Source organism: Streptomyces sp. NBC_01463 (genome assembly GCA_036227345.1).
Taxonomy (GTDB): domain Bacteria; phylum Actinomycetota; class Actinomycetes; order Streptomycetales; family Streptomycetaceae; genus Streptomyces.
In genome coordinates this window covers 886136-912479 of record CP109468.1, presented here as the reverse complement: position 1 = coordinate 912479, position 26344 = coordinate 886136, and the positions used below count along the sequence as shown (strand labels likewise).

25 protein-coding genes are annotated in these 26344 nt (G+C 70.9%); 15 read left to right on the top strand and 10 right to left on the bottom strand.

Annotation, left to right across the window (positions count from 1 at the left end; genetic code table 11):
• The first annotated feature begins 45 nt into the window (after window positions 1-45).
• The 4 genes from OG521_03980 (at window position 46) to OG521_03965 (ending at window position 3890) form a co-directional block, all read left to right on the top strand.
• Complete coding sequence (locus OG521_03980) at window positions 46-798, top strand: LytTR family DNA-binding domain-containing protein (protein ID WUW19986.1); 753 nt, start codon at window positions 46-48, stop codon at window positions 796-798.
• A 64-nt stretch (window positions 799-862) separates the two neighbouring features.
• The gene (locus OG521_03975; GenBank protein ID WUW19985.1) at window positions 863-1225 is read left to right on the top strand and encodes a hypothetical protein; all 363 of its coding nucleotides are present in this window, start codon (window positions 863-865) and stop codon (window positions 1223-1225) included.
• Window positions 1222-2703 carry a cation acetate symporter gene (locus OG521_03970; protein ID WUW19984.1) on the top strand — a complete coding sequence of 494 codons (1482 nt, stop codon included), beginning with the start codon at window positions 1222-1224 and terminating at the stop codon, window positions 2701-2703. Before OG521_03975 ends, OG521_03970 begins: the two co-directional genes overlap by 4 nt.
• On the top strand, window positions 2700-3890 hold the full coding sequence (locus OG521_03965; GenBank protein WUW19983.1) for a histidine kinase: 1191 nt from the start codon (window positions 2700-2702) through the stop codon (window positions 3888-3890). The genes OG521_03970 and OG521_03965 overlap by 4 nt, the downstream gene beginning before the upstream one ends.
• Before the next feature lie 52 nt (window positions 3891-3942).
• Here the strand turns inward: OG521_03965 and OG521_03960 are convergent, their stop codons facing one another.
• Window positions 3943-4440 carry a hypothetical protein gene (locus OG521_03960; GenBank protein WUW19982.1) on the bottom strand — a complete coding sequence of 166 codons (498 nt, stop codon included), beginning with the start codon at window positions 4438-4440 and terminating at the stop codon, window positions 3943-3945.
• Between the two features lie 124 nt (window positions 4441-4564).
• Between OG521_03960 and OG521_03955 the strand changes: the two genes are divergently transcribed.
• Window positions 4565-4762 (top strand): zf-HC2 domain-containing protein, encoded by a 198-nt coding sequence (locus tag OG521_03955; GenBank protein ID WUW19981.1) that lies wholly within the window; start codon window positions 4565-4567, stop codon window positions 4760-4762.
• On the opposite strand, the gene OG521_03950 is transcribed toward OG521_03955, so the two are convergent.
• Both OG521_03950 and OG521_03945 read right to left on the bottom strand, forming a co-directional pair.
• Window positions 4696-5265, bottom strand: coding sequence for a sigma-70 family RNA polymerase sigma factor (locus OG521_03950; protein WUW19980.1), 570 nt, complete (start codon window positions 5263-5265; stop codon window positions 4696-4698). The genes OG521_03955 and OG521_03950 overlap by 67 nt on opposite strands.
• Window positions 5266-5443: 178 nt before the next feature.
• Entirely contained in the window at window positions 5444-5905 is a 462-nt protein-coding gene (locus tag OG521_03945; GenBank protein WUW19979.1) for a universal stress protein, read from the bottom strand.
• Between the two features lie 164 nt (window positions 5906-6069).
• Here OG521_03945 and OG521_03940 point away from each other — a divergent pair, with 164 nt between their 5' ends.
• The gene (locus OG521_03940) at window positions 6070-6912 is read left to right on the top strand and encodes a polysaccharide deacetylase family protein (protein ID WUW19978.1); all 843 of its coding nucleotides are present in this window, start codon (window positions 6070-6072) and stop codon (window positions 6910-6912) included.
• A 51-nt stretch (window positions 6913-6963) separates the two neighbouring features.
• On the opposite strand, the gene OG521_03935 is transcribed toward OG521_03940, so the two are convergent.
• Window positions 6964-7623: a class F sortase gene (locus OG521_03935; protein ID WUW19977.1), complete on the bottom strand. Its 660-nt coding sequence runs from the start codon at window positions 7621-7623 to the stop codon at window positions 6964-6966.
• A gap of 313 nt (window positions 7624-7936) precedes the next feature.
• Here OG521_03935 and OG521_03930 point away from each other — a divergent pair, with 313 nt between their 5' ends.
• Entirely contained in the window at window positions 7937-8569 is a 633-nt protein-coding gene (locus OG521_03930) for a hypothetical protein (GenBank protein ID WUW19976.1), read from the top strand.
• Between the two features lie 93 nt (window positions 8570-8662).
• Here OG521_03930 and OG521_03925 read toward each other — a convergent pair whose 3' ends face one another.
• Both OG521_03925 and OG521_03920 read right to left on the bottom strand, forming a co-directional pair.
• Complete coding sequence (locus OG521_03925) at window positions 8663-9217, bottom strand: hypothetical protein (protein WUW19975.1); 555 nt, start codon at window positions 9215-9217, stop codon at window positions 8663-8665.
• Between the two features lie 172 nt (window positions 9218-9389).
• Window positions 9390-10157 carry a DUF4239 domain-containing protein gene (locus tag OG521_03920; GenBank protein WUW19974.1) on the bottom strand — a complete coding sequence of 256 codons (768 nt, stop codon included), beginning with the start codon at window positions 10155-10157 and terminating at the stop codon, window positions 9390-9392.
• A gap of 750 nt (window positions 10158-10907) precedes the next feature.
• Here OG521_03920 and OG521_03915 point away from each other — a divergent pair.
• The 3 genes from OG521_03915 to OG521_03905 all read left to right on the top strand — a co-directional run bounded on the left by OG521_03915 (window position 10908) and on the right by OG521_03905 (window position 15059).
• Window positions 10908-11867, top strand: coding sequence for an SCO0930 family lipoprotein (locus OG521_03915; protein ID WUW19973.1), 960 nt, complete (start codon window positions 10908-10910; stop codon window positions 11865-11867).
• Between the two features lie 202 nt (window positions 11868-12069).
• Window positions 12070-12888 (top strand): SAM-dependent methyltransferase, encoded by an 819-nt coding sequence (locus OG521_03910; protein WUW19972.1) that lies wholly within the window; start codon window positions 12070-12072, stop codon window positions 12886-12888.
• Window positions 12885-15059, top strand: a complete 2175-nt coding sequence (locus OG521_03905; GenBank protein ID WUW19971.1) for an EAL domain-containing protein — start codon at window positions 12885-12887, stop codon at window positions 15057-15059. Before OG521_03910 ends, OG521_03905 begins: the two co-directional genes overlap by 4 nt.
• Before the next feature lie 22 nt (window positions 15060-15081).
• Here the strand turns inward: OG521_03905 and OG521_03900 are convergent, their stop codons facing one another.
• Entirely contained in the window at window positions 15082-16011 is a 930-nt protein-coding gene (locus OG521_03900) for a LysR substrate-binding domain-containing protein (protein ID WUW19970.1), read from the bottom strand.
• Window positions 16012-16106: 95 nt separating this feature from the next.
• Here OG521_03900 and OG521_03895 point away from each other — a divergent pair, with 95 nt between their 5' ends.
• Genes OG521_03895 through OG521_03885 form a run of 3 tightly spaced genes read left to right on the top strand, consistent with a single transcriptional unit; the run spans window position 16107 to window position 19508 of the window.
• Window positions 16107-16814, top strand: coding sequence for a succinate dehydrogenase (locus OG521_03895; protein ID WUW19969.1), 708 nt, complete (start codon window positions 16107-16109; stop codon window positions 16812-16814).
• A gap of 1 nt (window position 16815) precedes the next feature.
• Window positions 16816-18765, top strand: coding sequence for a fumarate reductase/succinate dehydrogenase flavoprotein subunit (locus OG521_03890; protein ID WUW19968.1), 1950 nt, complete (start codon window positions 16816-16818; stop codon window positions 18763-18765).
• Entirely contained in the window at window positions 18762-19508 is a 747-nt protein-coding gene (locus OG521_03885; GenBank protein WUW19967.1) for a succinate dehydrogenase/fumarate reductase iron-sulfur subunit, read from the top strand. The genes OG521_03890 and OG521_03885 overlap by 4 nt, the downstream gene beginning before the upstream one ends.
• A 71-nt stretch (window positions 19509-19579) precedes the next feature.
• Here the strand turns inward: OG521_03885 and OG521_03880 are convergent, their stop codons facing one another.
• Entirely contained in the window at window positions 19580-21346 is a 1767-nt protein-coding gene (locus OG521_03880) for a glycosyl hydrolase family 18 protein (GenBank protein WUW19966.1), read from the bottom strand.
• Window positions 21347-21511: 165 nt separating this feature from the next.
• Window positions 21512-23935 (bottom strand): excinuclease ABC subunit UvrA, encoded by a 2424-nt coding sequence (gene uvrA / locus OG521_03875; GenBank protein ID WUW19965.1) that lies wholly within the window; start codon window positions 23933-23935, stop codon window positions 21512-21514.
• Between the two features lie 144 nt (window positions 23936-24079).
• Here uvrA and OG521_03870 point away from each other — a divergent pair, with 144 nt between their 5' ends.
• Window positions 24080-24568 (top strand): hypothetical protein, encoded by a 489-nt coding sequence (locus OG521_03870; protein ID WUW19964.1) that lies wholly within the window; start codon window positions 24080-24082, stop codon window positions 24566-24568.
• Between the two features lie 27 nt (window positions 24569-24595).
• Here OG521_03870 and OG521_03865 read toward each other — a convergent pair whose 3' ends face one another.
• The gene (locus tag OG521_03865) at window positions 24596-24811 is read right to left on the bottom strand and encodes a dodecin family protein (GenBank protein ID WUW19963.1); all 216 of its coding nucleotides are present in this window, start codon (window positions 24809-24811) and stop codon (window positions 24596-24598) included.
• 201 nt (window positions 24812-25012) lie between these two features.
• Here OG521_03865 and OG521_03860 point away from each other — a divergent pair, with 201 nt between their 5' ends.
• On the top strand, window positions 25013-26269 hold the full coding sequence (locus OG521_03860; protein WUW19962.1) for an extracellular solute-binding protein: 1257 nt from the start codon (window positions 25013-25015) through the stop codon (window positions 26267-26269).
• Window positions 26270-26344 lie beyond the last annotated feature (75 nt).

The following is a 26344-nucleotide window of genomic DNA, read 5'->3' as shown; positions in this document are numbered from 1 at the left end:
ACCGCCCCTCCGCATCGCCCCGCGCAGCCCTTAAACTCCGGCCTCATGCTCCGCGTACTCGCCGTCGACGACGAAGAACCCGCCCTGGAGGAACTGCTGTACCTCCTGCGCGCCGATCCCCGGATCCGCAGCGCCGAGGGCGCCACCGGGGCCACCGAGGCGCTGCGCCGCATCGGCAGCGCCGTCGATGCCGGTCCGGACGACCCCGCCGCCATCGACGTCGTCTTCCTGGACATCCACATGGCGGGCCTCACCGGACTCGACGTCGCCCAGCTGCTCGCCGGTTTCGCCGCACCCCCGCTCATCGTCTTCGTCACCGCGCACGAGGGTTTCGCCGTGCACGCCTTCGACCTCAAGGCCGTCGACTACGTCCTCAAACCCGTACGCCGCGAACGCCTGGCCGAGGCCGTGCGCCGTGTCGCCGAGCAGGTCGGCGACCGCTCCGCACCCGTGCACGACACCGCGCACGATCAGATCCCCGTCGAACTGGGCGGCGTCATCCGCTTCATCCCGATCGACGACATCGCCTACGCCGAGGCCCAGGGCGACTACGCCCGGCTGCACACCGCGACCGGCAGCCACCTCGTCCGCGTCCCCCTCACCACCCTGGAGGAGCGCTGGCGCACCCGCGGATTCGTCCGCATCCACCGCCGCCACCTGGTGGCGCTCGGCCGGATCGACGAACTGCGGCTGGACGCGGGCAGCATGAGCGTGCGCATCGGCACCGCCTCCCTCCCCGTCAGCCGCCGCCACACCCGCGCCCTGCGCGATCTGCTGATGCGCCAGACCGGCCGCTGACCAGCGCCTACCCGCACCCGGAACCCTTCCCAGCGGGGCCGGGTGCTGCGTACACTCCGGCCCCATGTCCGCAGAGCCAACGCCCCGGCGCGAAGTGGTGACGGGGGAGCCCCGGCGGGTGCGTCCGCTGCCGCGCTACCGCACCCAGTCGGAGATCGACGAACAGACCGCGCTGGGCGGCGCGTACGTCCGTTCGCTGATGCGCAGCCAACTGCGCGCCGGGCTCACCGCCTTCGGTGTGCTCGCCGCCGTGGTCGGCACCCTGCCGCCGGCCTTCGAGGCACTGCACAGCGACGCCGTCGTCTGGGCCGTCCTCGGCTTCGCCGCCTATCCGCCGCTGACGCTGCTCGCCTGGTGGTACGTGCGCCGGGCCGAGCGCAACGAGCGCGACTTCGCCCGGCTCGTGGAAGGCCGCCCCGCACAGTGAGCCGCACGTACGCGGTGGCGGCCGTCGCCGCCGTCGTCCTCGCCACCGTCCTCGTCGGCGGATTCGGGCTCCGCATCTCCCGGACCACCTCCGACTTCTACGTCGCGTCGCGCACCGTGCGCCCCCGCCTCAACGCGGCCGCGATCAGCGGCGAATACCTCTCCGCCGCCTCCTTCCTCGGCATCGCCGGACTGGTCCTCGTGCACGGCCCCGACATGCTCTGGTACCCGGTCGGCTACACCGCCGGCTACCTGGTGCTGCTGGTCTTCGTCGCGGCCCCGCTGCGCCGCTCGGGGGCGTACACCCTGCCCGACTTCGCCGAGGGGCGGCTCGAGTCCCGGCAGGTGCGCCGGCTCGTCAGCGTGCTCGTCGTCGGCGCCGGCTGGCTCTACCTCGTCCCGCAGCTCCAGGGCGCCGGACTCACCCTCAAGATCCTCACCGGGGCGCCCGGCTGGCTCGGCGACGTCCTCGTCGCCTCCGTGGTCGTCCTCGCCGTCGCCGCCGGCGGCATGCGCTCCATCACCTTCGTCCAGGTGTTCCAGTACTGGCTGAAACTGACCGCGCTCCTGGTCCCCGCGATCTTCCTGGTGCTGGCCTGGCAGGGCGACGGACGGCCCCGCGTCACCTTCGACGAGCAGCTGTCCGTCTTCCGCGCCGACCATCCGCTGTACGCCACCTACGGCCTCATCGTCGCCACCTTCCTCGGCACCATGGGCCTGCCGCACGTCGTCGTCCGCTTCTACACCAGCCCCAACGGCCGCGACGCCCGCCGCACCACCGTCGCCGTCCTCGCCCTCATCGGCGTCTTCTACCTCCTGCCGCCCGTCTACGGCGCCCTCGGACGGCTGTACGCCCCCGAGCTGATCCACGGCGGCGACGCCGACGCGGCCGTGCTGCTGCTGCCCGGCCGGGTCATCGGCGGGCTCGGCGGCGACCTGCTCGGCGCGCTCATCGCGGGCGGCGCCTTCGCCGCGTTCCTGTCGACCGCCTCCGGCCTGACCATGGCCGTCGCCGGCGTCATCACCCAGGACGTCCTGCCCTCGCGCGGGGTACGGCACTTCCGGCTGGCCACCGTCCTCGCCATCTCCGTCCCGCTCGCCGGGTCGCTGATGGTCAGCCGGGTACCGGTCGCCGACTCGGTGGGGATGGCGTTCGCCGTGTCCGCGTCGTCCTTCTGCCCGCTGCTCGTCCTCGGCATCTGGTGGCGCCGCCTCACCCCGCCCGGTGCCGTGGCGGGACTCGTCCTGGGCGGCGGCTCCGCGCTGCTCTCCGTCGCCATCACCGTCAGCGGGGCGGTGCGCCCGCCCGGCTGGCCGCACGCGCTGCTCGCCTGGCCCGCCGTCTGGTCCGTGCCCGTCGGCTTCCTCGCCATGATCCTGGTCTCGCTCGCCACGCCCGGGCGGATACCCGCCGGAACCAACGCCGCCATGACCCGCTTCCACCTGCCCGAAGCGCTGACCGCAGGGAGGCACCGGTGACCGGAGCCGGATACGCCGTCATCGTCCTCCTCGTCCTTCTCCTGTTCGGCGGCGGCCTGCTGGCCGGCCGGATGACCGCTCGGCCCGTGCGCACGAGCGATGTCGGCACCCCCGTCGAGCACGCCACGTTCGAGACCCTGCACACCGCATCCCTCGCCGCGCCCCCGCTGCGCGCCGGGCTCACCGAGGAGAGCGCCCGCCGATCGGCCCGCAGGCTGCGCTCGCTGCTCGGCACCGACGCCCTGTGCCTCACCGACCGCGACCGGGTCCTGGTCTGGGACGGCGAGGGCGACCACCACGGCCGGCACGTCATGGACCAGGTGGGCGACGTCCTCGCCAGCGGCCGCGACACCGCCTTCCGCAGCGAGTGCGAGGACCTGGACTGCCCGCTGCGCTGGGCCGTCGCCGTACCGCTCACCGTCGACCACCGGGTCCTCGGCACCCTGATCGCCTACGCGCCCCGCGAATCGGCGGTCCTGGCCAGGGCGGCCGGCGAGGTGGCCCGCTGGGTCTGCGTACAGCTGGAACTCGCCGAACTCGACCGCTCGCGCACCCAGCTCATCGAGGCCGAGATCAGGGCCCTGCGCGCGCAGATCTCCCCGCACTTCATCTTCAACTCCCTGGCAGCCATCGCCTCGTTCGTCCGCACCGACCCCGAACAGGCCCGCGAACTCCTGCTGGAGTTCGCCGACTTCACCCGCTACTCGTTCCGCAGCCACGGCGACTTCACCACCCTCGCCGACGAACTGCACTCCATCGACCAGTACCTGGCCCTGGTCCGCGCCCGGTTCGGCGAACGGCTCTCGGTCACCCTCCAGGTGGCCCCCGAGGTACTGCCCGTCGCGCTGCCCTTCCTCTGCCTGCAACCGCTGGTCGAGAACGCCGTCAAGCACGGGCTGGAAGGGGCCGTCACCTCCAGCCGCATCACCATCAGCGCCCTGGACGCCGGATCGGAGGCCGAGGTCGTCATCGAGGACGACGGCACCGGCATGGACCCCGAGCGGCTGCGCCACATCCTGCGCGGCGAGGGCGGCAAGTCCACCGGCATCGGCCTGCTCAACGTCGACGAACGGCTGCGGCAGGTGTACGGGGACGACTACGGGCTCGTCATCGAGACGGGCATGGGCGCCGGCATGCGCATCACCGTACGGCTGCCGAAGTACCGCGCCGGGGTGCACGGCTCCTGAAGCGGCGACGGGCCGGCGCCCAGTACGAGCAGGCCCTTCGTGCAGCAGGCCCTCAGTACAGGTGGATCGAGAGGTGCCCCAGCGGCAGCCCCAGCTGCCAGGCGGGTGTCCACACCTGGGCCGCGGTCTCCTCCTCTTCCTCCTCCGGCTCCCACGGCGGCGGACCGATCGCGTCCAGATCGGCCGCCAGGAGCTCCGTGTCCTCCAGCCAGCGCCAGGCCGCACGGGCCAGGGCGACGTCCGGACCGGCCTCACCCGCCGCCTCCAACGCGTCGAGCCGCGCGCATACCCAGCCGCGCCACGGGGCCCCGTACGCCGTCAGCAGCCGCAGCTCGTCCACCCGGGTGGCGGGCAGCGACTCGGCCACCTCACCGTCGGAGAGGAAGACGGTGAGGGCGAGCGCGTCACGGCCCGCCCGGTACTCCAGCGTCGCCGGCTCCATCAGCTCGCCGGTCCGCAGCAGTTCGTCGGCGATGTACTCCGCGTACATCCAGGCCATCGGGATCAGCAGCCCGCCGCCACTGGATCCGTCTTGACGTTCCGGACGCATCCGGTCTCGCCCCATTCCGTTCTCGGTACGGCCCTACACGCAGCATTGAACCGGGGGAGCGCGCCCCGCGTGGCCAGAAGGACAGGATCCGTCGGACCCGTTTCGTCACAGACATGAGGTTGCGATGACCGCCGACCCCGGGGAGGGACCGCACATGCGGCAGTTGCTCGGAGCCTACGTGCTGGACGCACTCCCGGCCCCGGAGGCCCTGCGGGTCGCCCGCCATCTGCAGGCCTGCGACCGCTGCGCCGCCGACTACGCGGCGGTCGCGGAGGCCGCGGCCCTGCTGCCGCTGCTCAGCGAGGAGGACCTGCTGGAGTAGCCGGGCAGATTGCGCGACAGCAGCCGCAACGCGTAGTAAGAACGGGACTTGACGGTGCCGGCGGGGATACCGAGCACCTCGGCCGTCTCGCCGACACTCAGCCCGCGGAAGTAGATCTGCACCAGTACCGCCCGGTGCTCCGGGCTGAGGGTGCGCACCGCCTCGCGCACATCGAGCGCGGCCACGGCGGACTCTGCGGTGTCCTCCCCGTCCGGGGCGCTCTCCAGCACGGCGTCGCCCACCTCGGCCGGCCGGGCCAGCCGCGACCTGCGGGCGTCGATCGCCAGCCGGCGTCCCACGGTGAACAGCCAGGGCCGCATCGACTCGTACGGGCCGTCGAACGCCTCGGGGTGCTGCCAGGCCCGGACCAGCGTCTCCTGGAGGAGGTCCTCGGCCCGCTGCCGGTCACCGAACGTCAGCCCGAGAAGGAAGTGGAACAGGGCGGGGCCGTGCTCACGCTGCAGATCCGCGAGTGCCCGCTCATCGGTCGTCGTCGTGGTCATCGTGAACGCCCTTCCGCGCGGAGGCCCCTGCCGCCTCCCTGCTGACTGGCGTATACGAACGCATTCACGCCCGGGGGAACAGGACAAACGCCGCCCCGTGCGACGAGCGGTCGCTCAGAGCGGCGAATGGTGCGGTGAACGGTCGGGTGGCGGTGCGGCGCGGCGGCGGAGGGTGCGGTTACGGGACCACGGTGACGGGCCAGCGGCCGGCCTTCACCAGGCGCACGGCCACCGATCCGATGAACCGGTGCCCGGCCGACTCGGACGCGCCGACCACGACGGCGTCCGCCTTGAGCTCGTCGGCCGCGGTCACCAGCCCGTTGTACGGATCACCGCGGAAGGTGTGGAACTCCCAGCGCACGTCCCATATGTCCTTCATCCGCTCCGTCGACTCGCGGATCTCGTTCACCAGGCTCTCCGCCACGTCCCCGGTCGCGTCGCCGACCGGGGCGCCGAGTGCGGCACCCGCCGCCAGTACGGGCTGGACGTAGACGAGGGCGAGCATGGCCCGCTGCCGACGGGCGAGTCCTGCCGCGTACGCCGCGGCGCGCATGGAGGAATCGGAACCGTCGAGGCCCGCGACGATCACTTTCGGGCCGTCTGTGCCACGTTCGAACTGGTGAGGCTGCTGGTCTGTCACGGCAGTGAGGCTATCGGCTCCCGTCGCGGGCTCCGGTACGGGCTCCCGAGTGCCCCGGCGCGCTGCTGCCGGTTGCGCGGATGCGCTCCCTCCAACGGGTGCAAAACCCTCCGTAACCGGTGTCGTTGAGACGGGTGGGGGAGCAGGCGTGCGAGCAGTTGGTCATGAAGAACGATCAGTTGCCACCGATGCGCAGAACGCTGCTGAGGCTGGCTGCCGGGCTGGGCGCCGCCACTGCGGTGCGCCTGGTCGCGGCGGACTCCGCCGGTGCGCCGTTCCGGCCTCCCGCGCCGCCGTCCGCCGCTGCCGGTCCGCAGGCAGCCGCCGCGCGCACCCGGCCGCTCGCCTACCGGCTCCGGCCCATGACCGCGAACAACCCGCCGCACTACCGCCCGGCCGCACCGCCGGTCCGCACCCGGCCGTTCGAGCACCTGCCCGACATCGGCCGGGCCATGGTCCTGAGCTTCGACGACGGACCCGATCCGCTGTACACCCCGCACATCCTGGACACACTGCGCAAGCACGACGTGCGGGCGATGTTCTTCCTCTGCGGGGAGATGGCCCACGACAACCAGGACCTCGTCCGCAGGATCGCCGACGAGGGCCACACCGTCGGCAACCACTCCTGGACCCATCCGCTGGTCACCCGGCTCTCCCGGGCCGGCATCACCGACGAACTGGGCCGCACCAGCGAGGTGATCGAGAAGGTCACCGGCGCCCCGCCGCTCTGGTACCGGGCGCCCTACGGAGCCTGGAACCGCAATTCGTTCGAGATCGGGGCGGCGATGGGGATGGAGCCCATGGCCTGGACGGTGGACACCCTGGACTGGACGGTGCCGGGCACCGACAGCATCGTCCGGCGGGTGAAGGAGGGGGCCGCCCCCGGGGTCGTGGTGCTGTCGCACGACGCGGGCGGCAACCGTTCGCAGAGCGTCGCCGCGCTGGGCCGCTATCTGCCGGACCTGCTGGAGGACGGGTACCGGATCACGGTGCCGCAGCGCCGCTGAGCCGCGTCACGACTGCTGCCGGGGCGGGACCGCGGCCCCGGCAGCAGTCGTTCAGCGGGTTTCGACCAGGCGGGCGAAGGCGACGACGTTGCCGTCGTAGCCGTTGGCCTTCGTGTATCCGCCGCCGCAGGTGATGACCCGCAGTTCCGCCTGCCCGGTGTCGCCGTAGACCCGGGCGCCTGGGAAGTCGTTCTTGGAGAACACCTCGACGCCGTAGACCTCGAACACCGCGATCTGGTCGTCACTGCGGGTGACCTCGACGCGGTTGCCCTTCTTCAGCGAGCCCAGGCCGTAGAAGACCGCGGGTCCTGCCTGGTTGTCGACGTGTCCGACGATGACGGAGGTGCCGAGCTGCCCGGGTGCGATGCCGTTCTGGTACCAGCCCGCCAGGTTGGGATCCTGCGGGGGAGGTGTCTCGATCCAGCCGTTCTCGTCGAGGTTCACGTCGACGAGGGGGGCGTCGACCTGGATCGAGGGGATGGCCACACGGGCGGCGGGCGCGTACGCCAGGGGCTTCACGGCCGGGCCGGCCGCCGGGGCCACCGGGGCGCTCTTCTGTTGGCCCACCGAGGTGGCGGCGACCGGCTGCGGCGGTCCGGGCGAGAGGTCCGCGCCGTTCCGCATCAGCGCGAGACCGGCGAGCATCGCCAGCGCGAGCGCGCCCCACGGCGAGTGTCTGATCCGTTCGGGGCGCCAGTTGTCCCGTCCCATGGTTCTCCCTTCGTCGCGACGAGGGGAACGCTAGGCGCGGGCCGGTCGCCCGGCATTCAGGGAAGTGCGAACGGGTGGCGGCCGCGGGGCGGGCTTCTTATCGGAGTAGTGGGCGGATAAAAGTTCTGACGGTCTGTGACCTGCGGGTCCATCAGATTCACGGGTCTCCGCACGGTGTGTCGGATCACCGGGGTGGAGCAGTGCCGAAATGCGGTGGATCAAGGATCTGGTGAGGGTTCGTCATGGGAGGCGTTCTCGTCGATCCATCCCGGTGCACAGAGCTCCGGGGCGCTTCCCGCTGGAGGTTCGAACGATGCGTGCTACACGCGCTCTCGTTGTCGCCGCGACCGCCGTCGCCGCTCTCGGGCTCGGTGCCCCGATGGCCGCGGCCGGTGGAGATGTCGGGAACGGCCAGAACAACGGCAACAACCAGAACGACTGGAACGACCCGGGCGACTGGGACAACGGAGGCGGCAACGGCAACGGAAACGGCAACGGCAACGGCAACGGCAACGGCAACGGAAACGGCAACGGGAACGGCCGCAACAACGGGCCGAACAACGTGACCGTCGACCCCGAGCGTGTGCACCAGGGCGCGGCCATGCAGGTCAGCGCCGAGGGCTGCGGCCGGGGCGGCAGCGTCTCGTCCAACGCCTTCCGCACCACCCGCCTCTCGGCGGGCCGGGTCGGCCACGCCCGGGTCCGGATCCTCAACGACGCGACGCCCGGCTCGTACAACCTGACGGTGCGCTGCGACGGCACCGACCGGACGGCCGGTCACCGCTTCACCGTGCTCAACAGCCGCGGCGCACAGGGCGGCCTCGGCGGCTCGATGGCCGCGAGCCCGGCCGAGATGGGTGTCGGCGCGGGCCTGGTCGCCTCGGCGGCCCTCGGCGGAGGCATGTACATCATGCGCCGCCGGAGGACGAGCCATGGGGCGATCTGACCGTAAGGACGCTCCCGCAGGCCCGATAACCGAAGTCGCCCCGAGTCCTCCATGAGGACCCGGGGCGACTTTCGTTCCGTCGAGGACGGCCGGTCAGTGCGAGCGGCTCTCCTTGCGGCGCCGCACCACGAAGACGGTGCCGGCCGCTGCGGCCACCGCCAGCGCGGTGCCGGCCACGATCTCGCCGGAGTTCATGCTGTCGATGCTGCCGCCCATACCGCCCTGCACACCGGCCGGGGAGGCCGTGGACACCGGGGAGCTCGTCGAGCTCGTGGTGGGTGTGCTGGTGGCGGCGCTGACCGTGAGGTTCACCTTGGCCGTGGAACTCGGCGAGGTGTTGCAGATGAACGTCACTTCATAGGCCGCACCCGGCTTCGCGTCCCAGTCGACCGTCGCCCTGCCGGTGCCGTTCCTGGGGATGGTGACGGTGTCGAACACCCCCGAGGACGCGGTGGCCGTGGTGGAGCACCCCTTGGCCGCCAGGGTGACCTGGCCGCCCGGCGCGATCACCGAGGGCGTGACGGTGTATCCGCTCCCGCCGATGGGCGGGCCGCCCGTGGTAGCTGCATACGCGGTCACGGCCGGGGCGGTCAGGGCGAGTGCTGCGGCGCCGAGCAGAGCGACGGGGGTGACACGTATTGCGCGCATGGTGAATCCTCCGGGTCCCCGAGGAGCAGCTGCGGAACGGATTTCCACAAAGCGTCAGAAATGCACCTCGATGCGGGCAACGCTAGAAGTGGTGCATTTCGCCCGCGATCGGGGTGCGCCGCTCGGGGCACCGCTGTCCCCCGAGCGGCGCACCGCCCGGGGGACAGGCCCGCTATCCGCCCGCGGCGCCGGGGAACAGATCCAGGAACGGTGCGGCGGTGGCCGAGATGCCCCGGCCGAAGGGGGAGTCGAAGTCCCAGATCAGGAAGAGGAGGAAGGCGATCAGCACACTGAACAGACCCGCCAGCAGGAGTTCACGGAACGTGCGGCGGATCTGCAGGGTGAAGATCAGCCCCACCGTCACCAGCGCTCCGGTGATCAGTCCGAACCAGACGACACCCGGCATGGTGGCGCCGGCGCTCTGCCCCCGTGCGTTGCGGGCGTCGTCGGCAGCGGCGACCTGGTCGACCAGCGGCTGGTAGGCCTGTCCCTCGTGGTCCGTCTTCGGCCGGTAGTCCGTGACGTCGGCCCTGACCCGGTCCAGGAGCTCGGCGCCCCGGTCGGTGAGCGTGCCGTGCTTGCTCATGGCCCGCCACTCGTCGTGCACGACGTAGCTGACGTAGGTGTCGACATCGGCGCGGATCCGGGTGCGGACCTCGGGCGGGTAGACGGACGAGCGCGCGCTGACCTCGTGCAGTGCCTGGGCCTCCTGGCGTACGTACTCCTGGGCGGCGCCGCGGCCCTCCCAGACGCCCGCGATGGCGAGGCCCAGCACGATGGCGTAGACCACCCCGATCATCATCGTCATGTACTCGATGACGTCGGGGGTCTCGGACGGGTCGTCGTCCTCGGGCAGACGGCGGTTGTTGAGTACGGCGATGGTCAGGACGACGGCGCTGGCCGCCACCATGGCGAGGGCGAGAACAAGCCATTCCGACATGAGTGCCTCCGGAGGTCATCGGGAACGGGGCCGCAGGACGGCGACGGCGAACACCGCGGGGGCGGTGATCATCAAGGTGAGGGTGACCAGGGAGGTATGGCGTTCCGGAGCCTTCCGTACGGGTCTGCGGTACGAGGGGAGCGCGATGGGTGAGGGCGGCGCGGGGCGTGCGGACGGGGTCGGTGTGGGTGTCGGCGTGGGCGTCGGTGTCGGTGTGGGAGGCGGCGGTGGCGGCGGAGGGGGAGGGGGCGGCGGCGCCGGCTCGGGTGGCGGGGGTGGAGGCGGCGGCGGGGGTGGAGGGGGCGGAGGCGGCGGAGGCGGCGGAGGCGGTGGTGGTGGCGGGGGTTTCGGGGCCGGTGGGGGAGTGGGCTTCGGCTTCGGGCCCGCATGGCAGCTTCCGTCGCCGCTGCTGGCCACCGCCGAACCGCCGTCCCCCTCCCCGATCGAGGCATACGCGCAGTTGTCGGCCACCGCGGGCACAGGGGCGGTGAGCAGCCAGGTGAGTGCGACGGCGGCGGTGAGGCGGCCGATGAGTGATCCGTACACGACGGGGAGCATGTTCCAGTCGGCGGGGAGGCACGCCGGACACCCGTCCGGTTCGCCCGATGGAGGGGACCTGAGGCATCCGGTGTTTGCGGCTTCGGAAGAATCTGCGTACGCATTGAACAAAGCGCGCCCCGGCACCCGTATCTACGGCCATGAACGACGCGAACCCGCGTCGCAACTGATCGAAGTACCACGGGAGTTGACATGAACACCTGGCGGAACGCCTCGCTCGCGGTGACCGCGGTGGCCCTGGTGGCGCTGACGACGGCGTGCGGTCAGGAACAGGGGACCCAGTCACCCAACGGACAGAACGTGGGCAACGCGAGTCCGGCCGCGGAGGCCGGGGACGGGTACGGATCGGACAGCGGTTACGGCTCCGGCGCCACGACGGAGACGGCCGCGGCGAAGCAGGCCGGGCAGCTCGCGGTGTGGGACAGCAAGAAGCTCGGCAAAGTGGTGACGGACAGCGGGGGATTCACGCTCTACCGATTCGACAAGGACACCGCGAACCCGCCCAAGTCGAATTGCGATGGCGACTGTGCGAAAGCCTGGCCGCCGGTGCCCGCGGGCAATGTCACCGCGGCGGCCGGGACCGATGCCGCACTGATCGGGAAGGTCACCCGGGCCGACGGCACCCAGCAACTCACACTGGCCGGCTGGCCGATGTACCGGTACGCCAAGGACACCGCGCCGGGCGACGCGACGGGGCAGGGAGTGGGCGGAACCTGGTTCGCCGCGGCACCGGACGGCAAGAAGGCGGCGGTGAACGCCGACGGCCCGTCCGGGGCGCAACCGGCAGCCCTCGCGGGCCTCTCGGTGCGCAAGGATCCGAAACTCGGCGATATCGTCGTGGACAAGCGAGGCATGACGGTCTACCGCTTCAAGAAGGATGTCGCATGGCCGATGAAGTCGGCCTGCACCGGAGCCTGTCTCTCGAAGTGGCCGGTCGTCGCGCCCGTCGCGAAGAATGATGTGAAGGGCGTCACCACGAAGGGCTTCGTCACCTTCGACCGGCCGGACGGGCTCAAGCAGCAGGCCGTCGACTGCTGGCCCATCTACACCTTCTCCGGCGACGTCAGGCCCGGTGACACCAACGGCCAGGGTGTCGGGGGAACATGGTACGCAGTCTCCCCGCAGGCCAAGCTGGTCGGGGCGACAAAGTAGTTCGGAAATGAACTTCTTGCATCGCCCCGTCGCTGAATGTCACCCGCAGCGACGGGGCGGTTGCACTTGCCACTGGTGTGTGACCAATAACGGACCGCTAATTTCCGTTTCCGCTCGCTCTCCTGGCGGTGGATCAGTAGCCTCTGGTCAACACTGACCATGAACATGGCCGGATCGCCGTGGCGACTTGTTGGAGACATCGATGGAGCGTCCCGCCTGGGCACCGCAAGGCATTGACATTTCGGTGCCGAGCGTGTCCCGAATGTATGACTTCTATCTGGGCGGCTCGCACAATTTCGAAGTGGACCGGGAAGCAGCCCGCAAGGCCATGGAGTTCATGCCGGGACTTCCCAAGATCATGCAGGCGAACCGCGCCTTTATGCGCCGCGCCGTGCGCTACGCGCTGGACCGGGGAGTCACGCAGTTCCTCGACATCGGTTCCGGGATACCCACCTTCGGAAACGTCCACGAGGTCGCCCAGGCGATCGACCCGCAGGCCAAGGTGGCGTACGTCGACCACGATCCGGTCGCAGTCGCACACAGCGAGGCCGTGCTCGAAGGGAACGACCGCGCGGTGATCGCGACCGCCGATCTGCGCCGGCCCGAGGAGATCCTCGGCCACCCGGACATCGTGAAGTTCCTCGACCTGGACCGGCCGGTGGCGCTGCTGCTCGTCGCCGTACTCCATTTCATCGAGGACTCCGACGACCCGCAGACCGCCGTCGCCGCCCTGCGCGACGCCCTGGCGCCCGGCAGCCTTCTCATCGTCACGCACGCCTCGTACGAGGGCATTCCGCTGACGCAGGCGGAGGCCGACGGCACGGTCGGGGTGTACAAGAACATCCGCAACCCGCTGGTGATGCGGTCGCAGGACGAGATCGGCCGGTTCTTCGAGGGCTACGAGATGATCGAGCCCGGCCTGGTGTCGATGCCGGACTGGCACCCCGACTCCGCGGCCGCCCAGGAGAACGAGGACCCATACGCCTTCTCGGGCTTCGCTGGAGTGGGACGCAAGGCGTGAGCATTCCCGCCCAGGCGTCCGGAGCCCCGGACGCGGAGCCGGACGGCCCCGAGGACCGGCTCCGGAGATTCGCCACGATCTGGAGCCGGGCGATCTTCCCGTCGACAGCCACCTCCATGACGCGGCCCGAGTTCGAGCAGCATCTGCTCCCGCTCGCCCGCGCGCTCAGCGACACCCTGCACGCCCGCCCCTTCGACGCGGCTCCCGCGAGCCGGGTGGGCACCGCCCTCGTCGCGGCGCACTGCACGGACCCCGACGCACTCAGCTCCACGCTCGGGGTCGTCGACTCGTACCTCGTGCTCTACTGCGGCAGCAATGGGCCGGACGCCCTGTCGACCGAGGACAGCCGGTCCCGCTGCGCGCGGATCCAGCACGCCGTCGCGGGAGGCTTCTCCCAGGCCCTGCGCGAGCGGACCCTCGCCGAGCAGGAGGCCATCGCCCGCTCGGCGCTCACCGCGCGCTCGCAGGCCGAACAGGCGCTGCACGCGACGGAGGCGCGCTTCCGGGCCGTCTTCAAGGACGCCGCCATCGGCATCGGGATCGCCGACCTGGACGGCAACGTGCTGGAGGTCAACGACACCCTCACCCGGATGTTCGGCGGCCTCGAGAACCACGTCCTGAGCCACCGCGTCGACGAGTGGGTCCACCCCGAGGACTCCCCGCAGGTATGGCGGTACTACAACGAGCTGGTGCGCGGCGAACGCGAGCACTACCGGGTCGAGAAGCCGTACTACCGCAACGACGGCACCGTCCTGTGGACCAATCTGACGGTGTCTCTGCTGCGGGATTCCGAGGGCCGGCCGGAGTACCAGCTGGCCCTGATGGAGGACACCACCGAGCGGCGGCTGCTCAATCTGCGGCTGCGGTACGAGGCCACGCACGACGCGCTCACCGGCCTGCCGAACAGGACGCTCTTCTTCGAGCGTCTCGAGAAAGCGCTCTCAGCCGGGGACGGCAGCCGGTTCGGCCTCTGCTACCTGGACCTGGACGGTTTCAAGGCCATCAACGACAGCCTGGGCCACGCCTCGGGCGACCGGCTGCTGGTCGAGGTCGCGGACCGGCTGCAGAGCTGCGCGACCGCACCCGGTGAGATGGTGGCGCGGCTCGGCGGCGACGAGTTCGTGGCGCTGACCACCGGCCCCGACACCGCGTCCGAGGTCGACGACCTGGCGTGCCGGATCCTGAGTGTCCTCGGCACGCCGATCCGGCTGGACGGGCGCGAGCTGACGGTCCGCGGGTCCATCGGGGTCGTCGAGGGGCCGGCGGGCGAACGCAGCGCCGCGGAGGTGCTGCGGAGCGCCGACATCACGATGTACCGCGCCAAGTCCGCGGGCGGCAACCGCTTCGAGCTCGCCGACGCGGAGGCGGACGCCCGCGCCATCACCCGGCACGGCCTGACCACGGCGCTGCCGGCCGCGCTGGAGCGCGGTGAGTTCTTCATCGAGTACCAGCCGCTGGTGCACCTCGGTGACGGTTCGGTGCACGGCGCCGAGGCGCTGGTGCGCTGGTGCCATCCGCAGCACGGGGTGCTGGGGCCGGACCGGTTCATCGCGCTCGCCGAGCACACCGGGCTGATCGTGCCGCTGGGCCGGTGGGTGCTGGAGGAGTCGGTGCGGCAGGCCAACTTCTGGCAGGAGCGGCACACCGACGGCGGTCCGCTGCGGATCAACGTCAACCTCTCGCCCGCCCAGTTGCACCACCCGCGGCTGGTCGCGGAGACGGTGAACATCCTGGAGCGTTCGGGGCTCGAAGCCGGGGCGCTGTGCCTGGAGGTCACCGAGTCGGCCCTCATCGGGGCGGACGAGGACCTGCTGAAGCCGCTGCGGCAACTGGCCGACATGGGCGTCGACATAGCGCTCGACGACTTCGGCACGGGGTACTCGAACCTGGCGAACCTGCGGCGGCTGCCGGTGAGCGTGCTGAAGCTGGACCGTTCCTTCACGCAGGGGATGCAGCACCATCCGGCCGATCCGGTGGACCTGAAGATCGTCGAGGGGATCGTCTCGCTCGCGCACAGCCTGGACCTGGCCGTGACGGTCGAGGGCGTGGAGACGGGGGCCCAGGCGGAGCAGCTGCGGCAGCTGGGCTGCGACACGGCCCAGGGCTGGTACTACGCGCGCCCCGGGGCCCCGGACCGGATCCACTCGCTGCTGCTGGCCGACGCGGTGTGAGCCCGGCGGTGCCGCGGTGTCCTCAGCCCTGTCCGTCGCCCGGTGGCGGGCCCGAGGACACCGCGTCCGCCCGGCTGGCCAGCAGCACCCGCTGCAGCTCCCGCGCCGCCCGCGGCGGGGCCACGTCGCTGCGGTGGGCCAGCGCGATCGTGCGCCGCAGCCCCGGCCGCGCCAGCGGTGTGGTGCGCAGATCGCGGCCGGCCCGGGTCGCCACCATGCTGGGCACCACGGCGGCCCCGAGACCGGCCCGCACGAAGCCGAGGACGGCGTCCATCTCGCCGCCCTCCACGGTGAACGACGGCTCGAAGCCCTCGGCCCGGCAGGCGGCGACGGTGAGCTCCCTCAGGTCGTAGCCGTGCCGGAACATCACCAGCGGCTCGCCCTCCAGATCCGCGATCCGGACGCTGCCACCGCGGCCGGGCCGCGGGCCGTCCGCGGAAGAGACCACCACCAGGTCCTCCTGGAGCAGTTCGACGGTGGTCAGCGCCGGTGAGGCCGCGGGCAGCGGAAGCACCACCAGGGCCAGATCGAGCGCCCCGCGCGCCAGTTCCCGTACGAGGTCGTGCGAGCCGCCCTCCTCCAGCAGCAGCTGGATACCCGGGTGCAGATCGTGGAAGGCGCGGAGCACATCGGGCAGCAGGCCCGTGCAGAGGCTGGGTGTGGCGCCGAGCCTGACCCGGCCGCGGCGCAGCTGGGCCAGTTCCTGGACCTCGTGCCGGGCGGTGTCGGCGTCGGCCAGGATGCGCCGGGCGAGCGGCAGCAGGGCCTCGCCCGCGTCCGTCAGCGCGATGTTCCCCCGGGCCCGGCTGAACAGCTCGGCACCCAGCTCGTTCTCCAGGGCCCTGATCTGCTGGGAGAGCGAGGGCTGCGAGACGTGCACCTCCTCCGCGGCGCGGGTGAAGTGCCGGGCCTCGGCGACCGCCACGAAATAGGTGAGCTGCTGGAACTGCATACACTCACCCTACCCGCCTCGATAGCTCAAGCCTATGGAGATGAGCCATTCCATGTCTTGGACTGATCGGGCCCTTCGGCCCTAGCGTCGTGTTCATGGCATTGGCAACACGGACGGACCGACGGCCGTCCATGACGCGCACGCTCTGGGACTCGTCCGTCGGCAAGAAGACGATCATGGCCGTGAGCGGCCTGATCATGCTCCTCTACTTGGTCGTCCACATGGTCGGCAACCTGAAGATCTTCTTCGGGTCCGACGAGTTCAACGGCTACGCGCACTGGCTGCGCGTGATGGGCGAGCCGTTCCTGCACCACGAGTGGGCCCTGTGGATCGTCCGCGTCGTGCTCGTCGCCGCCGTGGTCCTGCACGCCGTCTCCGCGTACCAGCTCAGCCGGCGCGACCTGCGGGCCCGGCCCAGCAAGTACGTGCACAAGAAGCCGCGCGCCAGCTATGCCACGAACACGATGCGCTACGGCGGAATCATCATCGCGCTGTTCATCGTCTGGCACATCCTCGACCTGACGACCGGCACCGTGCACTCCGGCGGCTTCCAGTCCGGCCACCCGTACCAGAACGTGATCGACACCTTCTCCACCTGGTACGGCAACGTCATCTACATCGTCGCCATGCTCGCCATGGGGCTGCACGTCCAGCACGGGTTCTGGAGCGCGGCGCAGACCCTCGGCGCCGGCCGCGCGACCCGCGACCGCGCCCTGAAGACCATCGCCAACGTCCTCGCGCTGGTGCTGACGGTGGGCTTCGTCTCCGTACCCGTCGCCGTCATGACCGGAGTGGTGAGCTGACATGAACGACTACACGGACTACACGACCGGCGCCCCGGTCACCGACGCCAAGGCCCCCGAAGGCCCCGTCGCCGACCGCTGGGACACCCGCCGCTTCGAGGCGAAGCTGGTCAACCCGGCCAACCGCCGCAAGCACACCGTCATCGTCGTGGGCACCGGCCTGGCCGGCGGCTCGGCCGGGGCGACGCTCGCCGAACAGGGCTACCACGTCGTCCAGTTCTGCTTCCAGGACTCGCCCCGCCGCGCGCACTCGGTCGCGGCGCAGGGCGGCATCAACGCGGCGAAGAACTACCGCAACGACGGCGACTCCGTCCACCGGCTCTTCTACGACACCGTCAAGGGCGGCGACTTCCGCGCCCGCGAGTCCAACGTCCACCGGCTCGCGCAGATCTCCGTCGAGATCATCGACCAGTGCGTGGCCCAGGGCGTCCCCTTCGCCCGCGAGTACGGCGGTCTCCTCGACAACCGCTCCTTCGGCGGCGTCCAGGTCTCCCGCACCTTCTACGCCCGCGGCCAGACCGGACAGCAGCTGCTGCTGGGCGCCTACCAGGCACTGTCGCGGCAGATCGCCGCGAGCAACGTCGAACTGCACTCCCGTACCGAGATGCTCGATCTGGTCATCGTCGGCGGCAAGGCCCGCGGCATCGTGGCCCGCGACCTGGTCACCGGGCGGATCGACACGTACTTCGCCGACGCCGTCGTGCTGGCCAGCGGCGGCTACGGCAACGTCTTCTACCTGTCGACCAACGCGATGAACTCCAACGCCACCGCCATCTGGCGCGCCCACCGGCGCGGGGCGTACTTCGCCAACCCCTGCTTCACCCAGATCCATCCCACCTGCATCCCGCGCACCGGCGACCACCAGTCCAAGCTGACGCTGATGAGCGAGTCGCTGCGCAACGACGGCCGCATCTGGGTGCCGAAGGCCAAGGGCGACACCCGCCCCGCGGGCGAGATCCCCGAGGACGAGCGCGACTACTACCTGGAGCGGATCTACCCCGCCTTCGGCAACCTCGTGCCCCGGGACATCGCCTCCCGCGCCGCGAAGAACGTGTGCGACGAGGGCCGCGGCGTCGGACCCGGCGGCCAGGGTGTCTACCTGGACTTCGCCGAGGCCATCGAACGGATGGGCCAGGCCAAGGTCGAGGAGAAGTACGGCAACCTCTTCGACATGTATGCCCGGATCACGGCGGAGAACCCGTACGAGACCCCGATGCGGATCTACCCGGCCGTGCACTACACGATGGGCGGGCTCTGGGTCGACTACGACCTCCAGACCACGATCCCGGGCCTGTTCGCGATCGGCGAGGCCAACTTCTCCGACCACGGCGCGAACCGCCTCGGCGCCTCCGCGCTGATGCAGGGCCTCGCCGACGGCTACTTCGTCCTGCCGTCGACCATCAACGACTACCTGGCCCGCAACCCGCACCACGAGGAGGTCGACGGCTCCCACCCGGCGGTGGAGGAGGCCGTCGCGGAGACCGAGGACCGCCTCAACCTACTGCTGGCCGTCGACGGCGACCGCACCCCCGACTCCTTCCACCGCGAGATCGGTGAACTGATGTGGGAGTACTGCGGGATGGCCCGCACCGAGGAGGGGCTGCGCAAGGCGCTCGACCGGATCCCGCAGATCCGCGACGAGTTCTGGCGCCGCATCAAGGTGCCCGGGACCGGCGACGAGTTCAACCAGTCGCTGGAGAAGGCCAACCGCGTCGTCGACTACCTCGAACTCGCCGAGCTGATGTGCCTCGACGCCCTGCACCGGGCTGAGTCCTGCGGAGGCCACTTCCGCGAGGAGTCGCAGACCCCGGACGGCGAGGCCGCCCGGCGCGACGAGGAGTTCTCCTACGGAGCGGCGTGGGAGTTCACGGCCACCGGCGACGCCCCCGTCCTGCACAAGGAAGACCTCGTCTTCGAGTACGTCCACCCCACTCAGCGGAGCTACGCATGAAGCTCACCCTGCGCGTCTGGCGCCAGAAGAACGCCGACGCCCCCGGCGCCATGTCCACGTACGACGTGGACGGCATCTCGCAGGACATGTCGTTCCTGGAGATGCTCGACACCCTCAACGAGGAGCTCATCCTCGCCGGCGACGACCCCGTCGCCTTCGACCACGACTGCCGCGAGGGCATCTGCGGCGCGTGCAGCCTCGTCATCAACGGCGACGCCCACGGCCCGGAGCGCACCACCACGTGCCAGCTCCACATGCGGTCGTTCCGGGACGGCGACACGATCGACATCGAGCCCTGGCGCGCCTCGGCCTTCCCGGTCGTCAAGGACCTGGTCGTGGACCGTTCCGCCTTCGACCGGATCATCCAGGCCGGCGGCTACATCTCCGCCCCGACCGGTACGGCTCCGGACGCCCACGCGACGCCCGTGCCCAAGCCCGACGCCGACTTCGCCTTCGAGCACGCCGAGTGCATCGGCTGCGGGGCCTGCGTGGCGGCCTGCCCCAACGGCTCGGCGATGCTGTTCACCTCCGCCAAGGTCAACCACCTCAACGTCCTGCCGCAGGGCGCCCCCGAGCGGGAGACCCGGGTCCTGGACATGGTCGGGCAGATGGACAGCGAGGGCTTCGGCGGCTGCACGCTGACCGGGGAGTGCGCGACGGCCTGCCCGAAGGGCATCCCGCTGCCGTCGATCTCCGCGATGAACAAGGAGTGGCTGCGCGCGGCCCGCAAGGTCGACCGCTGACGCAGCGGAGCCCCGGCTCCGGAGGCCGCCCGCCTCCGGAGCCGGGGCTCCGTCGTGCCGTGGGTCAGGGGTCAGGAGGTCACGGAGAGGTCGTCACCGTAGACCGTGCCCTGCCCGTACCAGCCGTGCAGATAGACGGTCACCGCACCGCTCGACCCGGTGGTGAAGGCGACCGACTGCTTGGCGTAGCCGCTGGACGACCCCCAGGTGCTCGCCGTGGCACCGCCCTTGACGCCGAGGTAGCCGTAGCTGCCCTGCACCCAGCCACTGAGCGTGTACTTGGTGTTGGGGGACAGGGTGAGCGTCTGGGTGCACTCGCCGGTCTGCGAGGAGGTGGCCGCCGCGGCGAGGGCGCGCGTGCCGCCGTGCACCGGGGTGGAGACGACCGCGCCGCCGGACTCACAGGTCCAGGGACCCAGCGAGCCGGTCTCGAAGTCCCCGTTCACCAGCGAACCCGTGCCGCCGCCCGGGCCCGACACGGTCAGTGCGAAGCTCGCCGCGTGGCTGAGTGTGCCCGCGGTACCGGTGACGGTGATCGTGTACGTGCCGGGCGCCGCCGACGCCGAGGCCTTCACGGTCAGGGCCGATGTGCCCCCGGCCGTGACCGTCGCCGGGCTGAGCGTCGCCGTCACACCGGCGGGCGCCCCGCTCGTCTTCAGCGCGACGCTCTTGGCGCTGCCCGAGGTGACCGCCGTCTTCACGGTGGCCGTGGCCGTCCCGCCCGGTGCGATCGTCGCCGAAGCGGGTGACACGGCCACCGAGTAGTCGTCCGTCACCGGACCCGTGCCGCCGCTCGTGAACGGCGCGAAGGTGTGGCTGAAGTACCAGGTGTCCTGCGCGATGCCGGAGCAGGTGTCGCTTCCCCCGGTGCCCGGGCAGCCGCCGTTGTCCCGCTGGAGTGCCCAGAACGACAGGGTGCTGACACCCTTGGAGACCGCCCAGTTGTAGACCGACGTGGCATCGGCCGTCGTGAACGTCTCGGCCGGACCGTAGTCGTCGATGCCCGGCATCTCGATGATGCCCGTCATGCCCCAGAGCTGGGCGTCGGTCTTCGACGGATACAGGTCGGCGAGCTGGCCCTTCAGGCCGGTGATCGACGTCTGGGTGTCCTGCGCCATGTTGTGCGAGGCGCCGTCGTAGTAGTCGAACGTCATGAGGTTCACGACATCGACCCTGGCCCCGTTGGACACCGCGTTCTCCAGCACCGCGAGACCGCTGTCGGCCAGACCGCTCGTGGTGGTGGGCAGGGTGTACGAGATCTGCACCGAGCGTCCGTTGGCGGCCGCCCAGTCCTGGACCTTCTTGATCGCCTTGTTGCGGCGGTCGATCCCGGCGCTGTTCTCCAGCGAGTTGTCCTCGATGTCCATGTCGAGACGGGACACGTCGTAGGTCGTGATGACCTTCTCGTAGGCCGCCGCGATGGAGTCGACGTTCGTGCAGCTGTCGGCGATCTCGGTGCCGCCGTTGTCGGCCGCGTAGCCGCCGAACGACGGGATCACGTCGCCGCCGCGCGAGCGGATGGTGGTGAAGTCGGCGCCGAACTCGGACTGGGCGATGGGGGTGCCCGAATCGCCGTTCCAGTACGGGGTGCAGGAGCCCCGCGCCTCGGTCTGGATGAAGGCCATGGTCAGGTACTTGGCGCCGGACGCCTGCGAGAGCGCGGCGGGGCTGTCGCCGTTCCACGCCTCGAAGTACGGGGCGAAGACGTGGGCGGGCAGGGGAGTGGCGGCGGTGGCGGCGGCCTGTGCGCCGGCGCCCGATCCGAGGACCAGGCCTGCGGAGGCGACGACGGTGGCCAAGGCGCTCAGTACGGCGCCGACTGTTCTTGGACGTCTCATGGGGCAGCTCCCAGCGGGGTGAGGCTACGGGCGGTTTGCCGTGAGGCATGCCCATGATTGGTCTGGACCAGCTAACTGTCAACGTTCTTTACTGTTTCATGCCCGGCTGCTTGCCGGCACCACTAACTCGTGCGGCAAATAGGGGAGTTGGCGAGGATTGAGCGCTCAGTCCCGGGGGAGCGCGGCACGCAGATACGTGGCCGTCCGGCTGTCCGCGGACCCGGCCACCTCCACCGGCGGTCCCGCGGCCACGATCCGGCCGCCCCGGTCGCCGCCGCCCGGTCCGAGGTCGATCACCCAGTCGGCGCCGGCCACCACCGCCATGTCGTGCTCCACGACCACCACCGTGCTGCCCGCGTCGACCAGACCGTGCAACTGCCGCATCAGCACCTCGACATCGGCCGGATGCAGCCCCGTCGTCGGCTCGTCCAGCAGATACAGCGTGTGGCCGCGGCGGGCACGCTGCAGCTCCGCGGCCAGCTTGATCCGCTGCGCCTCGCCGCCGGACAGCTCCGTCGCCGGCTGGCCGAGGCGCAGGTAACCGAGCCCCACGTCGAGCAGCGTCCGCAGGCTGCGTGCGGCGGCGGGCGTGTCCGCGAAGAACCCGGCCGCCGACTCCACCGTCAGATCCAGCACCTGAGCGATGTTCAGGCCCCGCAGCGTGACGTCGAGGGTCTCGGGGTTGTAGCGCGCGCCGTGACAGTCCGGGCAGGGCACGTACGTACTGGGCAGGAAGAGCAGCTCCACCGAGACGAACCCCTCGCCCTGGCAGGTCTCGCACCGCCCGCCCGTCACGTTGAAGGAGAACCGGCCGGCCCGGTAGCCCCGCTCGCGAGCCGTGTCCGTCCCGGCGAACAGCTTGCGCACGACGTCGAACAGTCCCGTGTACGTGGCCAGGTTGGACCGGGGGGTACGGCCGATGGGGCGCTGGTCGACCTGGACGAGGCGGTCCACCGCGGCCAGGCCCTCCGCCGACGCGCAGCCCGGAGCGGGCCGTTCCACCTGCTCCTGGGAGGCGTCCGTGGCCTGCCGGTCGGCCAGCACACCCGCGAGCACCTGCCCTACCAGCGTCGACTTCCCCGAGCCCGAGACCCCGGTGACGGCCGTGAAGACCCCGAGCGGGAAGGCGGCGTCCACGTCGCGCACGTTGTGCCGGTCCACCCCGCGCAGCCGCAGCCATCCCGAGGGCGCACGCACCTCGCGTACGGGGACGGGGGCGTCGTCGAAGAGGAAGCGCCGCGTCGCCGACTCCGGGACCCCGGCGAGCCCGGCCGGCGGCCCGCTGTGCAGCACCCGCCCGCCGTGCTCACCGGCCAGCGGCCCCACGTCGACGAGCCAGTCGGCCTGCCGCACCACGTCCATCTGGTGTTCCACGACGAATACCGTGTTCCCGGCCTCCTTCAGCCGGCCGAGCACCGCGAGCAGCGACTCGGTGTCCGCCGGATGCAGCCCGGCCGACGGCTCGTCCAGGACGTACACCACCCCGAACAGCCCCGACCGCAGCTGGGTGGCCAGCCGCAGCCGCTGGAGCTCGCCGGAGGACAGTGTCGGAGCCGTCCGGTCCAGGCTGAGGTAGCCGAGCCCCAGCTCGGTGACCGTCCCGATCCTGGCGAGCAGGTCGGCCGTCAGCACGTGGGCGGTCTCGTCGCCGCCCGCGGCCGCGAGCACCTCGGCGAGCCCGGTGAGCGGCAGACCGGCCAGCTCCGCGATCGTCCGGCCCGCGAACGTCACCGCCATCGCCTCCGGCCGCAGCCGGCTGCCGTCGCAGACCGGGCAGGGCGCACTGGTCAGGAAGCGCTCGGCCTTCGCCCGCAGGGGGCGGCTCCGGGAGTCGGCGAAGGTGTGCATCACATAGCGCCGTGCGCTCATGTACGTACCCTGGTAAGGGCGTTGGATCCGGCCCGCGTCCCGCACCGGATGGACCGTCACCACCGGCTGCTCGTCGGTGAACAGGATCCACTCACGGTCGGCCGGGTCGAGCTCCCGCCACGGCCGGTCGACGTCGTACCCGAGCGCGTCCAGCACATCGCGCAGGTTCTTGCCCTGCCACGCACCCGGCCAGGCGGCGATGGCCCCTTCCCTGATCGACAGTCCGGGGTCGGGGACCAGCAGCTCCTGAGTGGTCCGGTGGATCCGGCCGAGACCGTGGCACTCGGGGCAGGCCCCGGCGGCGGTGTTCGGCGAGAAGGAGTCCGAGTCCAGACGCTCTGCGCCCTCCGGGTAACGCCCGGCCCGGGAGAACAGCATCCGCAGCGAGTTGGAGAGCGTGGTCACGGTGCCGACGGACGACCGGGCGCCTGGGGCGGACCTCCGCTGTTCCAGTGAGACCGCGGGCGGCAGCCCGGTGATCTCGCCGACCTTCGGTGCGCCGACCTGGTGGATGAGCCGGCGGGCGTAGGGCGCGACGGACTCGAAGTAGCGGCGCTGCGCCTCGGCGTAGATCGTGCCGAAGGCCAGCGAGGACTTCCCGGAGCCGGAGACGCCGGTGAAGACGGTGAGGGTGTCGCGCGGGATGTCGACGTCGACGTCCCGCAGGTTGTGCTCGCCGGCGCCGCGGACCCTGACGTACGGATCGTGGGGGGTGGGCATGGGGGAGGGCTCCGTACGGTTCGGGGCGGCTGACCGGGGCAAACGGTTCGATTCTAGGCGTCGGTGGCCGCCCGGACCGGGCCGGGCGGCCACCAACGCCGCGTCGGGTCGCCCGACACCGCCGCGCCTTGGTTTGCTGGGCGCATGAGAGACGACGACCGGCCGCTGGCCGTATTCGACCTGGACGGCACGCTCGCCGACACCGCCCACCGCCAGCACTTCCTGGAGGGGGCCCGCCGTGACTGGGCCGGCTTCTTCGCCGCGGCACCCGCCGACCCGCCGCTGTCCGACGGCGTCCGGCTGGCCCGGTCCAGCGCCGAGGAGTGCGAGGTCGTCTACCTCACCGGCCGGCCGGAGCGCTGCCGCAAGGACACCGTGGCCTGGCTGGCCCGGCAGGGGCTGCCCGAGGGGCGGCTCCACATGCGGCGCAACGACGACCGGCGGCCGGCCCGCCGGACCAAGCTGGAGACGCTCCGGCGGATGGGCCGCGACCGCGTGGTGCGGATGCTGGTGGACGACGACGAGCTCGTCTGCGACGCGGCCGAACTGGCCGGATTCACCGTGGTGCGGGCCCGCTGGGCACAGGCCTCGGAGGCCCTCAGGGACGCTCAGGAACGCGAGGGACGCACCTGAGCGGCCACTCCGAGTCCACCGGAGCCGTCACTCCTTCTCGTCGAGCCGGAAGCCCACCTTCAGGCCGACCTGGTAGTGCTCGATCCGGCCATCCTTGATCTGGCCGCGTACCTGGGTGATCTCGAACCAGTCGAGATTGTGCAACGTTTCCGAAGCTCTGGCGACGCCGTTGCGGATGGCCGCGTCGATGCCGTCATGGGAGGTTCCTACGATCTCCGTGACGCGATACGTGTGATTGGACATGTTTTGTCTCCTCTCGCCTCTACCAAGGTGCCCCACCTCGGCGAGGTTCGCGAGAGGTCGCGGCGCGCCGCCTTGTCCTGAACCGGCCTTGACCAAAGTATTGGTCCATACCAAAATCCAGCCACGCCCGTGCGAGCGCAGCCCGCAGTCCCCCACACCGGGTCCGCAATGTTGTCCTGCCGTTTCGCAGAAGGTGACCCCGTGAAAAACCGCATGCTCTTCGGAGCCGTTGCCCTGATTTCCACCGCCGCGCTGGGCGGGTGCGGAGTGATTCCCGGCTCGGGCGGCTCAGGCAGCGAGAAGGTCACGATCTGGCTGATGAAGGACAGTGTCACGTCCGACTTCCTGGACCGTTTCAAGAAGGCGTACGAGGAGGAGCACTCCTCGGTCGAACTGGAGTTCAGGATCCAGAGCTGGAGCGGTATCGGCCCGAAGGTGCTGGAGGCGCTGGGCGGCAAGGACACCCCGGACGTCATCGAGGTCGGCAACACCCAGGTCGCCCAGTACGCGGAGAGCGGCAATCTGCGCGACCTCACCCTGGAGTCCATGCGTGACCTGGGCAGCGAGGACTGGCTGCCCGGTCTCGCCGAACCCGGCAGCATCGGCGGCGTCCAGTACGGAATCCCCTGGTACGCGGCCAACCGCGTGGTGATCTACAACAAGGACCTGTTCGAGCAGGCCGGCATCAAGACCCCGCCGAAGACGCGCGCGCAGTGGATCGAGGACAGCGAGAAGCTGAACCGGAACGGCGATCAGGGCATGTATCTGCCCGGCCAGAACTGGTACGTACTCGCCGGCTTCATCTGGGACGAGGGCGGTGAACTCGCCACCGACAAGGGCGGCGACTGGCAGGGGGTTCTCAACAGTTCCGCCGCCCTCAAGGGCATGGACTTCTATTCCGAGCTCCAGGCGCTGGGCGACGGGCCCAAGGACGCGGACGAGGAAAAGCCCCCGCAGAGCGACGTGTTCGCCAAGGGGAATGTCGCGCAGATCATCTCCACCCCCAGCTCCGCCACCCTGATCGAGAAGGCGAACCCCGAACTCAAGGGAAAGCTGGGCTACTTCCCGATACCCGGCAAGACCGCGAAGGCGCCCGGTTCGGTATTCACCGGCGGATCCGATCTGATCGTTCCGCAGAAGGCGGACCAGCGCAGCGCGGGATTCCAGGTCATCAAGGCGCTGGCCGGCGCCAAGTGGCAGGAGGAGCTCGCCAAGACCATGAGCTACGTGCCCAACAAGCCCTCCCTGGCCCACGTCATCGAGGGCGAGGAGAGCACCGCCGCGATGGCCGAGGGTGCCGCACGCGGCCACGCCACCCCCAACTCGCCGCAGTGGGCGGCCGTCGAGGCCGACAACCCGATCAAGCCGTACATGACGGAGGTCCTCCAGGGCCAGGACCCGGCGACCGCGGCGAAGACCGCATCCGAGAAGATCACCGAGCTGCTCGCGGGCAGCTGACGCGGTTTCCGCACCGCCCACCGCGCCGCAGGGCGCCCGGGCACACCCCCGGTGAACGGCTGGATCCCGCCGCGC

Coding starts and splice junctions, on each gene's coding strand:
- OG521_03980 (WUW19986.1), top strand. CDS start 46: ATGCTCCGCGTACTCGCCGTCGACGACGAAGAACCCGCCCTGGAGGAA.
- OG521_03975 (WUW19985.1), top strand. CDS start 863: ATGTCCGCAGAGCCAACGCCCCGGCGCGAAGTGGTGACGGGGGAGCCC.
- OG521_03960 (WUW19982.1), bottom strand. CDS start 4,440: ATGCGTCCGGAACGTCAAGACGGATCCAGTGGCGGCGGGCTGCTGATC.
- OG521_03955 (WUW19981.1), top strand. CDS start 4,565: ATGACCGCCGACCCCGGGGAGGGACCGCACATGCGGCAGTTGCTCGGA.
- OG521_03950 (WUW19980.1), bottom strand. CDS start 5,265: ATGACCACGACGACGACCGATGAGCGGGCACTCGCGGATCTGCAGCGT.
- OG521_03940 (WUW19978.1), top strand. CDS start 6,070: ATGAAGAACGATCAGTTGCCACCGATGCGCAGAACGCTGCTGAGGCTG.
- OG521_03935 (WUW19977.1), bottom strand. CDS start 7,623: ATGGGACGGGACAACTGGCGCCCCGAACGGATCAGACACTCGCCGTGG.
- OG521_03930 (WUW19976.1), top strand. CDS start 7,937: ATGCGTGCTACACGCGCTCTCGTTGTCGCCGCGACCGCCGTCGCCGCT.
- OG521_03925 (WUW19975.1), bottom strand. CDS start 9,217: ATGCGCGCAATACGTGTCACCCCCGTCGCTCTGCTCGGCGCCGCAGCA.
- OG521_03920 (WUW19974.1), bottom strand. CDS start 10,157: ATGTCGGAATGGCTTGTTCTCGCCCTCGCCATGGTGGCGGCCAGCGCC.
- OG521_03915 (WUW19973.1), top strand. CDS start 10,908: ATGAACACCTGGCGGAACGCCTCGCTCGCGGTGACCGCGGTGGCCCTG.
- OG521_03910 (WUW19972.1), top strand. CDS start 12,070: ATGGAGCGTCCCGCCTGGGCACCGCAAGGCATTGACATTTCGGTGCCG.
- OG521_03900 (WUW19970.1), bottom strand. CDS start 16,011: ATGCAGTTCCAGCAGCTCACCTATTTCGTGGCGGTCGCCGAGGCCCGG.
- OG521_03895 (WUW19969.1), top strand. CDS start 16,107: ATGGCATTGGCAACACGGACGGACCGACGGCCGTCCATGACGCGCACG.
- OG521_03890 (WUW19968.1), top strand. CDS start 16,816: ATGAACGACTACACGGACTACACGACCGGCGCCCCGGTCACCGACGCC.
- OG521_03885 (WUW19967.1), top strand. CDS start 18,762: ATGAAGCTCACCCTGCGCGTCTGGCGCCAGAAGAACGCCGACGCCCCC.
- OG521_03880 (WUW19966.1), bottom strand. CDS start 21,346: ATGAGACGTCCAAGAACAGTCGGCGCCGTACTGAGCGCCTTGGCCACC.
- uvrA (WUW19965.1), bottom strand. CDS start 23,935: ATGCCCACCCCCCACGATCCGTACGTCAGGGTCCGCGGCGCCGGCGAG.
- OG521_03870 (WUW19964.1), top strand. CDS start 24,080: ATGAGAGACGACGACCGGCCGCTGGCCGTATTCGACCTGGACGGCACG.
- OG521_03865 (WUW19963.1), bottom strand. CDS start 24,811: ATGTCCAATCACACGTATCGCGTCACGGAGATCGTAGGAACCTCCCAT.